The organism is Microbacterium sp. LTA6 (assembly GCF_045690355.1).
Taxonomy (GTDB): domain Bacteria; phylum Actinomycetota; class Actinomycetes; order Actinomycetales; family Microbacteriaceae; genus Microbacterium.
In genome coordinates this window covers 3,661,324-3,674,275 of sequence record NZ_CP147855.1, presented here as the reverse complement: position 1 = coordinate 3,674,275, position 12,952 = coordinate 3,661,324, and the positions used below count along the sequence as shown (strand labels likewise).

Genomic DNA, 12,952 nt, shown 5'->3' with positions numbered 1-12,952 from the left:
CCTGCGCGGAGACCCTCGGCGGCGCGGTGTAAGATGGAACCTGTACGAACGTGCGTCGGCTGTCGCACCCGTGCTTCTCGCTCCGCCCTTCTCAGGGTGGTTTCCCAGAACAACATCCTCATCATCGATGAGCGTGCGGTTCTGCCGGGGAGAGGCGCGTGGCTGCATCCGACGCGGGAATGCATGGATGCCGCCCTGCGGCGCCGCGCTTTCGCACGAGCCCTCCGTGTGTCCGCACCACTGGACACGCAGACCATCGAGAAACGGCTGAATGGCTATGGAAACAAAGTGAACGGCTCGAAATGAGACCCGTCCGCGACTAGTGGTCTGCCCTGTCTGGGTGGACCGACCCTGACAGGAGAATTGTGGCTGGAAAACCACGCGTACACGAGATCGCCGCCGAACTTGGCGTCGACAGCAAGGTCGCTCTTGCAAAACTCAAGGAGCTCGGCGAATTCGTCAAGAGCCCTTCTTCAACCATCGAACCGCCGGTGGCGCGCAAGCTGCGCGCGGCGATCGAAGCCGACAGTGCTGCCAAGCCTGCGGAGACTGCAGCGGCCAAGCCGGCCGCCGCGGCCAAGCCGGCTGCCGCGGCCAAGCCCGGTGCAGCAAAGCCCGGTGCGGCGAAGCCGACGGGCCCGACCCCGGGACCGAAGCCTGGCCCCAAGCCTGCTCCGGAGGCTCCCGCCCCCGCAGCGCCCGCTCCGGTCGCAGAGACCCCTGCTCCGGCCGCTCCGGCTGCGCAGGATGCTCCGTCGGCAGCGAAGGCAGACACTGCGACGCCGAAGTCCGACGGCGCAGCTCCGACGCCCGGCGGCCCGCGTCCCGGTAACAACCCGTTCTCCTCTGCGCAGGGGATGGGGCAGCGCCCGGCAGGTCCGCGTCCCGGCAACAACCCCTTCGCCTCGGCGCAGGGGATGGGCCAGCGTCCGAGTCCGACGCCCGGCAACATCCCGCGCCCGCAGGCCCCGCGTCCCGGCGCTCCGCGTCCCGGCGCACCCCGCCCCGGCGGTCCCGCTCGTCCCGGCGCTCCGCGCGGCGGACAGGGTGGCGGTCGTCCCGGTGGTGCACCGTTCCAGCAGCGTCCGGGCGGCCCCGGTCGTCCCGGCGGCGCAGGCGGCCCCGGTGGCGCAGGCGGCCCCGGTGCACGTCCCGGTGGCGGCGGCGGTTTCGCCGGTCGTCCCGGTGGCGGCGGTGGCCGTGGCCGTGGTCCCGGCGGTGGTACCGCTGGTGCCTTCGGCAAGGGCGGCGGCAAGAGCAAGCAGCGCAAGTCGCGGCGGGCGAAGCGGCAGGAATTCGAGATGCGGAGCGCCCCGGTCGTCGGTGGCGTCAACGTCACCCGTGGCAACGGCGAGATCATTCGCATGCGCCGCGGAGCTTCCATCGCGGACTTCGCCGACAAGATCGAGACGCTGACCGGTTACACGGTGCAGCCCGGAACCCTCGTCACCATCCTCTTCAACCTCGGCGAGATGGCTACGGCCACCGAGTCGCTGGACGAGGCGACGTTCGAGGTGCTCGGTGCCGAGCTCGGCTACAAGATCCAGATGGTCTCGCCCGAGGACGAGGACAAGGAGCTCCTCGAGGGCTTCGGTCTCAACCTCGAGCAGGAGCTGGAGGAGGAGAACGAGGAAGACCTCGAGATCCGTCCGCCGGTCGTCACCGTCATGGGTCACGTCGACCACGGTAAGACCCGACTGCTCGACGCGATCCGTCAGACCAACGTCATCGAGGGTGAAGCCGGCGGCATCACCCAGCACATCGGTGCGTACCAGGTCTGGACCGAGCACGAGGGCATCGAGCGGGCCATCACCTTCATCGACACCCCGGGTCACGAGGCGTTCACCGCCATGCGTGCACGTGGTGCCCAGGTCACCGACCTCGCGATCCTCGTGGTCGCGGCCGACGACGGCATCATGCCGCAGACGGTCGAGGCGCTGAACCACGCCCAGGCGGCCAACGTCCCGATCGTGGTCGCGGTGAACAAGGTCGACAAGCCCGACGCCAACCCGGCCAAGGTGCGCCAGCAGCTCACCGAGTACGGTCTGGTCGCTGAAGAGTACGGCGGAGACGTCATGTTCGTCGACGTCTCGGCGCGTGCCGGTACCGGCATCCAGGAACTCCTGGACGCCGTGCTGCTCGCGGCCGACGCCGGTCTCGACCTGACCGCGAACCCGAACAAGTCCGCACGAGGCGTCGCCATCGAGGCGAAGCTCGACAAGGGCCGCGGTTCGATCGCGACGGTGCTCATCCAGTCCGGAACGCTGCGTGTCGGCGACTCGATCGTCGCCGGTACGGCTTACGGCCGCGTTCGCGCGATGCTCGACGAGAACGGCGATGCGGTCGAAGAGGCCTACCCGTCCCGTCCGGTCCAGGTGCAGGGTCTGAACTCCGTGCCCCGCGCCGGTGACGTGTTCCTCGTCACCGACGAGGACCGTCTGGCCCGCCAGATCGCTGAGAAGCGTGAAGCGGTCGAGCGCAACGCGCAGCTGGCCAAGGCCCGCAAGCGCATCTCGCTCGAGGACTTCACCCGTGCACTCGAAGAGGGCAAGGTCGAGTCGCTCAACCTCATCATCAAGGGTGACGTGTCCGGTGCCGTCGAGGCGCTGGAGGAGTCGCTCCTCAAGATCGAGGTCGATGACTCGGTGCAGCTGCGCATCATCCACCGCGGTGTCGGTGCGATCACCGAGTCCGACGTGAACCTGGCGACGATCGACAACGCGATCATCGTGGGCTTCAACGTCCGCCCCGACACGAAGGCGCGCGAGCGCGCCTCTCGCGAAGGCGTGGACATCCGGTTCTACTCGGTGATCTACAACGCGATCGACGAGGTCGAGAGCTCCCTCAAGGGAATGCTCAAGCCGGAGTACGAAGAGGTCCAGTCGGGCGTCGCCGAGATCCGCGAGGTGTTCCGCTCCTCGAAGTTCGGCAACATCGCCGGTGTCATCGTGCGATCGGGAACGATCACGCGAAACGCCAAGGCCCGCGTCATCCGCGATGGTGTCGTCCTCGCGGACGGCCTCGCCATCGAGTCGCTCAAGCGGTTCAAGGATGACGTCACCGAGGTTCGCACGGACTACGAGGCCGGTATCGGCCTCGGCAAGTTCAACGACATTCAGATCGGCGACGAGATCGAGACCATCGAACTCGTCGAGAAGCCTCGCGGCTGATCAGTTCGATAGCTTCGGGCGGGGATGCATTGAGCATCCTCGCCCGAAGGCTTCGTGGAGAGGAAGAGAACAATGGCTGGTGAACGACAGGCCCGTCTCGCCGATCGCATCCGTGTGATCCTTGCCGAGCGGCTGGAGAAGGGACTGCGGGATCCGCGGCTCGGTTTCGTCACTCTCACGGACGTCCGCGTGAGCGGGGATCTGCAGCATGCCTCCGTGTTCTACACGGTGCTCGGCACCGAGGAGGAGCGCATCGCCAGCGGTGCGGCGCTCGCATCAGCGACGGGGATGCTGCGCAGTGAGGTCGGGCGGCAGTTGAGCACCCGCCTGGTGCCGACGCTCGAGTTCATCCCGGACGCACTTCCGGAGAACGCCGACCACATCGCGGCGTTGCTGCGTGAAGCGCGCGAGCGCGACGCGGCCGTCGCCGGAATCGCCGCTTCGGCCGTACATGCCGGAGATGCCGACCCGTACGTCAAGCCGCGTGAACTGGACGAAGAAGAAGGCTGATCGCACCACCGCACCTTTGTAAGCGCTGCTAACATTTGTCCTACGCGACGATGAGGTGAGCGGAGGCAAGGGTGATTGCGACATACCCGGAAACCGGAGGGGCGACGCGGTCGCGTCGACGATCGGCTCCGGTCGTGGAACTCCTGGAGTCTCTCCAGGAGAGCGGCCTGCTGATCGCCCCGCACGTCGCCGCGCGCCTTTTCGCCGAGCTCGACGGCGACTTCGAGACGATCGCGGAAGTCGCCCGTCTGCTCTCCCCGGGAGAGCGACGGGGAACGCGCGCGCTGCCTGACCCGCTTCCGCTGACGCCGGTCGTCGCCGCACGGTTCGCGGACGTCTTGCTGGCGCCGTGGGAACGACGGGCCCTGCTCGCCGCCGCCGTGTGCGTCGACGACCGCACCGACGTTCTTCGCGCTGTCTCCAGGCGCACCATCGAGGACATCATCAGCAGCGAGCTCAGCGCACGATTGCTCCTCGTCGCCGGGCATTTCGCCTTCATCGACCCGCGGTTGCGCATCTGGGTGCATGAGACCGCAGACCTGTCCGAGCGCACGGAGATCCATGCAGCGCTGCACACCGTGTACGAAGAGCTCGGCGATGATCGGCGTGCTCTCTGGCACCTCTCGCTGAGCACGATGCAGGGCGAATCCGCCCTGACGCGGCCGCTCCTGGAGCTGTCACGGCATGCTGCGGCGAGCGGCGACGCCGTGCGCGCGTTCGCGGTCGCGAGGGAAGCCGCAGGGCACGCCGATCCGGAGGGCCTCGTCGCGGCACGTTCCGCTGCCGGGCTTGCCGCCCTCCGTGGCGGTTGGGTGGACGATGCAGCCGACCTGCTCGGCGCCGTCGTCGAAGAGGACTCTCGCAACGGCGAGCGCCCCGACAGCGTGGCGGCAGCAGGGCTGGTCGTGGCGAACACGCTTCGATTCGGGGAGGTGCCCCCCGTCAACACGGAGCGTCTCCGGCCGACCGGCGGAAGCCCCGAAGCGTGGCGCGATTGGGGGCGTCTCACCGCGATCGTGGCGATGCTGAGCTCAGAGCGGAACTCCGACGCGGAGAGTCTGAAGTGGGCGGAGCTGACCCGCGAGGCCGATGCCGCATGCCGTGCCGGTGGCGCACTGTGCGGGCCGGCGGACGCCTGGGCGACCCTTCTCGCCGGCGAGGCCGTCGCGGGCATCGTCGGGGAAGAGCCCATCCGAAGCATCCTTCTGGCGCTGCGCGCCGGAGTTTCCGGGGACACCGAAGGCGGCCTGCGCATCCTCGCAGGCGACGATCGGATCGACACCGCCGACGCCGTCGTGCGCGGGTTCGAGCGCAGTCCGGTGGTGGGCGCATATCGGGCGACGGTCGAGGCGCTGCTCCGACTCTGGTCGGGAGATGTGCGTGCCGCGCACGAGGTCCTCGTGCGCGCAGCCCTGACTGTGCCGCTCGCGCTCCCTTTCGCCGGTCTCGCCGTCATCTTGACGCGTCTGGTGGAGCTTGCCACGACGGGACGACGCGGCGCCATGTCGGCCGCTCTCACGGTGGTTCTGCCTCGTTCGCTGCACACCGATCACCTCGTCGAAGACGGTATCGCCGCGTATCTGGCTGGTCGCTTCGATGAGGCAGCCACGCAGATGCGACTGTGGGCCGAGTACGGCGCTCCCGGCGCATGCCTCGGTCTTCCTGGTCTGGAGGAGGTGGGCCCGGTCATGCTTCCGACACTCATCGAGCCTCCGGACATCACCTCGGCACGCCGCATCCGCATTGCGATCCGTGCAGCGCGTGCGAACGCGTGGGGACAGGACTATCAGGCGGCCGCCGATGCCAGCCGCACCATCAGATCTCCGTTCGAGCGCGGACGGGTCGAGGCACTTCTCGGGACGACCTGCGTGACGCGTGGCGATCTGGGAGCGGGCGTCCGACATCTGCAGGCAGCGCGGAGTCTCTTCGCGACAGCGGGTGCGGAGGCATGGAAGTCGGCGGCTGACGCCCGGTTGGTGCGCCTGGGAGAGCTGGTGGCCGAGAGCTCCAGCCTGCCGACCGCACCGATTCCTGTGTGCGCCGCCGATCCGCTGGCGGCCTGCAGAGCGGCATGGGAACCGGTACTCACCGATCGCGAACTGCAGGTCGCGATGCTCGTCGCCGAGGGCCACAGCAATCGAGAGATCGCACTACGACTGCATGTCTCCGTGCGGACCGTCGAGGTGCACATCGGGCGGTTGTTCGCCAAGTTCGATGTGCGAACCCGGGCTGAGCTCACGGTCCTCGCGCACCGCACCAACCAGTACGCCTGAGCGCTGGTTTCGCGCACGCGTCCCGTCCCGTCGATGCGGATCAGGGATGCATGTGGTTAACCCCGATGCGAGGCGCTGAGCGGGGTCAATAGCGTCGGATCACCGCGATCACCCGCGGATCGCTGTCCGACGAAGAACGGAAACGCCTCATGCGCACTGACAGAACACCGCGGCGGCTCAGGACGCTGGCTCTACTGAGCGCGGCGATGGTGATCGCCGGACTCGCGGCCGCCGGACCGGCGGGAGCCGCTGACACCGAATGCGAGGCGGCGTGGGCGTCGGCGTCGGCATACACCGGCGGCGCACTGGTCTCACACGACGGCGCCAACTACCGCGCGAAGTGGTGGACGCAGAACAACACGCCGGGTACCGAGGCCTGGGGACCCTGGGAGTCGCTGGGTGCCTGCGGCGTCACGGACCCGACCGATCCCACCGACCCGACCGATCCCACCGATCCCACCGATCCCACCGATCCCACCGACCCGACTGATCCGACAGACCCGGTCGATGAGGGCACGGTGTGGACGGACAACCCCGACGAGAAGTGCCGCCCGGACGGGCTCTACCAGACGCCGGGCGTCGACGTCCCGTACTGCACGATCTACGACGAGGCCGGCCGCGAGCGCCTGCCCAACGGACTCGAGCACCGAGTGATCGGCTACTTCACCTCCTGGCGCACCGGTACCGGCGGCACCCCGCGGTACCTCGCCGGCGACATTCCGTGGACCGAGCTCAGCCACATCAACTATGCGTTCGCGCACATCGATGGGCAGGGCAAGGTCTCGGTCAACCAGGATGCCGCCGGGAACGCGGCCACCGACATGACGTGGCCGGGTGTCGCCGGAGCGGAGATGGACCCTGCCTACGACTACGACGGCCATTTCAATCTGTTGAACAAGTTCAAAGCGCAGAATCCCGGTGTCAAGGCGCTCGTCTCGGTCGGCGGCTGGGCGGAGACCGGCGGCCACTTCGATGCCGCGGGTGACCGGGTGGCGGACGGAGGCTTCTACGCGTTGACCGACTCGCAGGCGAAGATCGATGCTTTCGCCGATTCGGCTGTCGAGTTCATCCGCACCTACGGATTCGAGGGCGTGGACATCGACTACGAGTACGCCAACAGCAACGGCAAGGCCGGAAACCCTGATGACTTCGCGTTCTCCGAGCCGCGTCGCGCGACACTGTGGGCAGGATACGAGGCGCTGATGAAGACGCTTCGCGAGAAACTCGACACGGCCGGTGCCGCGGACGGCAGGCACTATCTGCTGACAGTCGCCGCTCCGGCGTCGGGATGGCTGCTCCGCGGTGCCGAAGTGCACCAGATCCTGCCGTACCTCGACTACGTCAACATCATGAGCTACGACCTGCACGGGTCCTGGAACAACTACGTCGGCGGCAACGGCGCCCTGTTCGACGACGGAAAAGATCCCGAGCTCGCCGCGGGTGGCGTGTACAACGCCTACAGCGGAATCGGCTACCTCAACGCCGACTGGGCGTACCACTACTTCCGGGGCGCGATGCCTGCCGGGCGCATCAACCTCGGAGTGCCCTTCTACACGCGCGGCTGGGACGGCGTTCAAGGCGGGACCAACGGACTCTACGGTTCGGCGCCGCTGGCCGACCAGACGAAGTGCCCGCCAGGCACCGGACCGAGTCTGGGCGGGACGTCGAAGTGCGGCGCCGGCGCCGTGGGCATCAACAACCTCTGGCACGACCTCGACAAGAGCGGCGGCGAGGTGGGTGCCGGCGCGAACCCGATCTGGCATGTGCTCAACCTCGAGCGCGGGATCGTCGGTGACTACACCGCGTCCTACGGTGCGCCGACCACGATCACCGGCACCTACACCCGGCATTTCGATCCGGTGACCAAGGTCGAGTGGTGGTGGAATCCGACCACGAAGACCTTCCTCTCGGGCGATGCCGACCAGGCGATCGAGGCGAAGGCCGACTATGTCGCGGACAACGGCATCGGCGGGGTCATGATCTGGGAGCTCGCCGGCGATTACCGCTACGACGAGGCGGCCGGACAGTACGAGATGGGATCCACTCTCGTCGGGTTGCTCCACGATCGCCTCTCCGCGTCGCAGCCATACGGTGCGGCCAAGGCAGACGAGCAGATGCCGACCGAAGCCATCGATCTGGGCGTCGAGTTCAGCGACTTCGCGCTGGGCGACAACAACTATCCGATCAATCCGAAGGTGACGTTCACCAACAACTCCGCCACGGCGATTCCGGCAGGTGCGACCATCACGTTCGACACGGCGACCAGCGACACCGGTGCGATGGGCGAGCAGAACGGCTGGGGGATCGTCAAGGTCGACAGCGACCACGCCGGCGACAACGTCGGCGGGCTCGACGGGAACTTCCACACCTACACGATCAAGGTTCCCTCCGGAGGGATCGCCCCGGGAGCATCCGTGTTCAGCAAGCTCAGCTGGCGGCTTCCGATCGCGCAGATCTCCAACCTGCGCCTGACGATCGGCGAGAACGTCTACGCGACGCTGTACGACCTGCCACGGAACGTGACGGTGGTCGAGCCCGGCATCGGTGGGCCAGGCGGCGGGACACCGGGCACGTGCTCTGCTCCTGCGTGGAGCGCCACGACTGTCTACACAGGCGGGGCGAAAGTCGCACACGGCGGTTCCGAGTTCACCGCGAAATGGTGGACCCAGGGCGACACACCCGGATCAGCGGACGTCTGGGGAGCCGGCATCCGCTGTTGAGACCTGGTGGGGCGGCCCCCAGCCGCCCCACCTCCTCCTGCATCTCAGCATCGAGGGCGGGAGAAGACAGGATGCGGATGCTCCGGCATCCGCCAGACGAAGGAAGATCATGACGAGACCTGAACGACCCAGGCGCGGCATCGCCGCCGCGCTGGCGACGCTCGCGACGGCGGCAACCGTCGCCGCGCTCGCCGCCGTCGCCACCGTGCCGGCAGCGGCGGCCACGGTGCCCCAGACCGTGGCCGCCGAGGCGCCGAGTGCCATGAACGGCTATCGCACCGTCGGCTATTTCGCGCAGTGGGGGGTGTACGGGCGCGGCTTCCAGGCCAAGCAGCTCGACGTCTCCGGTGCTGCCGCCGACCTCACGCACATCAACTACGCCTTCGGCAACATCCACCACGAAACGCTGAAGTGCTTCATCGCGAACAAGGCGCAGGGCACAGGACCGAACGGCTCCGACGGCGCAGGCGACGCCTGGGCCGACTTCGGGATGGGCTATACGGCCGCGAACTCGGTCTCCGGCGTCGCCGACAGCTGGGACCAGCCATTGGCGGGATCCTTCAACCAGCTCAAGCAGCTGAAGCAGAAGAACCCCGACCTCAACGTGATGCTGTCGCTCGGCGGTTGGACCTGGTCGAAGAACTTCTCGGCGGCAGCAGCCACGGACGCCACCCGGAAGACGTTCGTCTCCAGCTGCATCGATCTGTACATCAAGGGCAACCTGCCTGTCGTCGACGGGCGCGGCGGACCGGGAGCGGCAGCGGGAGTCTTCGACGGATTCGACATCGACTGGGAGTGGCCCGGTTCGCAGAACGGCGAGGTCGGCAACATCGTCGACGAGGCGAACGACCGGGCGAACTTCAAGGCTCTGCTCAGGGAGTTCCGTACGCAGCTGGATGCGCTGACCGTGACGACCGGAAAGGACTATCAGTTGTCGGCCTTCCTGCCGGCGAATCCTGCCGACATCGAGGCCGGGGGCTGGAACGATCCCGAACTGTTCGACTATCTCGATTTCGGCAACATTCAGGGCTACGACCTGCACGGCGCATGGGATGCCGGACTCACCGGTCATCAGGGCAACCTGTACGACGACCCGGCTGATACCCGGGCGGAGGCGAGACAGTTCAGCGTCGATCAGAGCGTGCGCGAGTACCTCAAGACCGGGATCGATCCGACCCAGCTCGGCATGGGCCTCGCCGCGTACGGGCGCGGCTGGCAGGGAGCCACCTCAGTCAACGCATGGGGCCCGGCGACGGGCGCCGGACCAGGCACGTGGGAGAAGGGCAACGAGGACTACGACAAGCTGAAGAACCTCGGCACCGGCCACTACGACGCGACGATCGGCGCCTCGTGGCGCTACGACGGCAACCAGTGGTGGAGCTACGACGACACCCGCAGCGTCGCGCAGAAGGCCGCGTACATCGTGGAGCACAAGCTCGGCGGCGGTATGTGGTGGGAGCTCTCCGGCGACCGCCAGGGCGAGCTCATCGGCACCCTGGCCGACCATCTCCGCGCTGCGGCACCCGGTGGAGCGACCGATCCGACGGATCCCACGGATCCGACGGATCCCACCGATCCGACCGATCCCGGCACCTGCGACGCCGCGGCATGGTCATCGACAGCCGTCTACACCGGCGGCGCCACGGTCTCGCACGCGGGATCGGAGTACACCGCGAAGTGGTGGACACAGGGTGACACTCCTGGCACGAACGCCGTGTGGGCGCTCGTCGAGGCATGCAGCACCGATCCGACCGATCCGACGGATCCGACCGATCCGACCGATCCGACGGATCCTGGCGCCTGCGATGCCGCGGCCTGGTCGCCGACCGCTGTCTACACGGGCGGCGCGACCGCTTCGTACCAGGGGTCCGAGTACACCGCGAAGTGGTGGACTCAGGGAGAGGCACCCGGTTCGGTCGAATGGGGAGCATGGGGTCTGGTCGGTGCGTGCTAGCCGCCTGACCTGACGAGACGAGCACCCTGGACACCTGTCCAGGGTGCTCGTCTCGGTGCCGAAGAGGCACGGGACTGCTTTGCTACCCTGTGCCTAGCTGCGAAGTACTCTTCGCACCGGGGGAGTCGACAAGGTGAAGACACCGGAGATGTGGCGACGGCGCCCGTCCGAAGGAACGGTCGTTTCGCTGGAGATCATCGAGAACATGCTCGATGATCTGCTCGAACATGAGTTGAGCACGGCACCGCATGTGCTGAGAACGCTCGTGGTCGAGTTGAACGCCGACCTGCCGACCGTCCGTGAAGTCGTGGCACATCTCGCACCCCAGCAACGGCACGGATTGAGGCCGCTTCCTGCGCCGCTTCCGCTGGTGCCGCCGATCGCGAATGAGTTCGCCGACCTCAGGTTCACCGATGCCGATCGGGATCTGCTGCTGGCGGCGGCACTGTGTCTGGAGGATCGCCTCGATCCGGTGCTCGAGTTCGCGGCTCGGTCCGCGCATGAGATCGTCGCCGGTCCGGTGGGGCAGCATCTGACCATCCACGCCGGCCGATTTCGATTCGCGGACCCGCGACTCGCGATCTGGCTTCGAGAGACGACAGCATCGGCCGTTCAGGTGGATGTGCACGAACGGCTGGGCGCGATCTTCGGCCGCAGGGGCGAGCAGGTGAGTGCGGACTGGCATCGGGCCAGGTCATCACTGCGCGGCGATCCCTCGACGGCATCCGAGCTGATCCGAATCGCGCGCGAGTTGTCCGAGGGCGGCGACGCCGATCGCGCTCTCCTCCTCGCCGCTGAGGCGGCATCGCACGCGGTCGGGGTCGAACGCGACGATGCACGCCTGGTGGCCGGCGCGGCGGCGATCGGAGCGGGTTATGCGGCGGAGGCGAGCGGGTGGCTGGGGAGCCTCTTCCCCGATGGCACCGAGCGCTACCGTCTTCAAGGGCTGGGCGGCCTCGTGGTGGCACTGGCGCATCTTCACGGCGACGTGCCCGACATCGATGCGACGGAGCTCCGGCCGCGAACAGATGATCACGACGATTGGTACGCCTGGACGAGAGCGGCGGCCCTTGCCGCGGTGCTCTGCGCCGAGCGAGGAGACCGCAGCGGAATGCGATCCTGGCTGGATGCGCTGCGCGACGGATGCGCGCGGGTCGGTGCGGAGAGCCGATTGCGCGATCCAGTGGTCGCCCTGAGCTGGTTGCTCGTCGGGGAGCGGGAGACAACGGCCGCCGAAGGCACGGGCCCGGTCTCCGGCAGTGTGCTCGGCGCTCTGCGCGCTGCCCTGGACGACGACATCGATGGCGGATTGCGGATCCTCGCAAACGGAGAAGGCACGATGGGCGCTGAGATCGATCCGTTCGTCGCCGGGTTCGAATACAGCCCGCTCGTGCAGGCCTATCGGGCGGTGACGGAGACGCTCCTCCTGACGTGGCGTGGGGATATATCGCAGGCCAGGCAGTGTCTGATCGCGGCAGCGGTCGTGTCTCCGGTGGCGATACCGTTCGCGGGACTCGCCGTGGCACTCGCTCGTCGCCTCGACCTCGCCGTTCTCGGCACCCTGAGCCCGTTCGCACGCTCCCTGACCGCTGCGCTGCCGTCCGGACTCCGCGTGGAACGTCTGGTGGATCGCGGCATCGAGGCGTATCTGGATGGTGCGTTCGCCAAGGCCGCGGCATTCCTGCGGCTGTGGCAGGATCGCGGTGCTCCGGAGGCGGTGTTCGGCATTCCCGGGCTTGACGAGGTCGCCCCTGCGGCACGAGAACGAACGCCCAGAAGAGTCGAGCCGGGGGAGGAGGACAGCGCTCGCCGGTTATGCGCGCGTGTCATCGACGCGCCGGAGGGACGATGGCGTGCGGAATTCGCGGAGGTTCACGTCGAGGCGCGGGCCTTGCGCTCGCCATTCGCGAGAGCGAGGGTGGAGGCGTTGATCGGCATCCACACCGTGATCCACGGCGAGCGGATGACCGGGCGACGGCACCTGGGAACGGCACGGAACCTGTTCGAGGATGCGGGCGCAGCCGCCTGGGCGGCCGCCATGGAACGACGCATCGAGAGGCTCGGCCCGGCGGATGGCGGCGTCGGTGCGGAGGACGATCATCTGGCTGCCTGCCGACGCGCGTGGGAGACGCAGTTGACGGTGCGGGAGCTCGAGGTGGCGATGCTGGTCGTCGGCGGCACCATGAATCGGGAGATCGCGGAGCGACTGAATGTCTCGGTCCGCACGGTCGAGGTGCACGTGGGGAGGCTGCTGGCGAAGTTCGACGTCCGAACCCGAGTGGAGCTCACCGCGCTGGCGCACCGGACGGATCAGTTTCTCTGACG

At 67.8% G+C, this 12,952-nt stretch carries 7 protein-coding genes; all 7 read left to right on the top strand.

Annotated elements, in window-relative coordinates; genetic code table 11:
• Positions 1–33 precede the first annotated feature (33 nt).
• Positions 34–306 (top strand): YlxR family protein, encoded by a 273-nt coding sequence (locus tag LTA6_RS17590; protein ID WP_341975150.1) that lies wholly within the window; start codon positions 34–36, stop codon positions 304–306.
• Positions 307–365: 59 nt separating this feature from the next.
• Positions 366–3,170, top strand: a complete 2,805-nt coding sequence (gene infB, locus LTA6_RS17585; RefSeq protein WP_341975149.1) for a translation initiation factor IF-2 — start codon at positions 366–368, stop codon at positions 3,168–3,170.
• A gap of 72 nt (positions 3,171–3,242) precedes the next feature.
• Positions 3,243–3,680, top strand: coding sequence for a 30S ribosome-binding factor RbfA (gene rbfA, locus LTA6_RS17580; RefSeq protein WP_341975148.1), 438 nt, complete (start codon positions 3,243–3,245; stop codon positions 3,678–3,680).
• Positions 3,681–3,814: 134 nt separating this feature from the next.
• Positions 3,815–5,953 carry a helix-turn-helix transcriptional regulator gene (locus tag LTA6_RS17575; RefSeq protein WP_341975147.1) on the top strand — a complete coding sequence of 713 codons (2,139 nt, stop codon included), beginning with the start codon at positions 3,815–3,817 and terminating at the stop codon, positions 5,951–5,953.
• A 149-nt stretch (positions 5,954–6,102) separates the two neighbouring features.
• The gene (locus LTA6_RS17570) at positions 6,103–8,673 is read left to right on the top strand and encodes a glycosyl hydrolase family 18 protein (protein WP_341975146.1); all 2,571 of its coding nucleotides are present in this window, start codon (positions 6,103–6,105) and stop codon (positions 8,671–8,673) included.
• Between the two features lie 109 nt (positions 8,674–8,782).
• Positions 8,783–10,627, top strand: coding sequence for a glycosyl hydrolase family 18 protein (locus LTA6_RS17565; RefSeq protein ID WP_341975145.1), 1,845 nt, complete (start codon positions 8,783–8,785; stop codon positions 10,625–10,627).
• A 133-nt stretch (positions 10,628–10,760) separates the two neighbouring features.
• Positions 10,761–12,950, top strand: coding sequence for a response regulator transcription factor (locus LTA6_RS17560; protein WP_407358331.1), 2,190 nt, complete (start codon positions 10,761–10,763; stop codon positions 12,948–12,950).
• Positions 12,951–12,952: the final 2 nt, after the last annotated feature.

Excerpts from the sequence above, each read along its gene's own strand:
- LTA6_RS17565 (WP_341975145.1), top strand. The coding sequence starts at position 8,783 with ATGACGAGACCTGAACGACCCAGGCGCGGCATCGCCGCCGCGCTGGCG.
- LTA6_RS17590 (WP_341975150.1), top strand. The coding sequence starts at position 34 with ATGGAACCTGTACGAACGTGCGTCGGCTGTCGCACCCGTGCTTCTCGC.
- rbfA (WP_341975148.1), top strand. The coding sequence starts at position 3,243 with ATGGCTGGTGAACGACAGGCCCGTCTCGCCGATCGCATCCGTGTGATC.
- LTA6_RS17570 (WP_341975146.1), top strand. The coding sequence starts at position 6,103 with ATGCGCACTGACAGAACACCGCGGCGGCTCAGGACGCTGGCTCTACTG.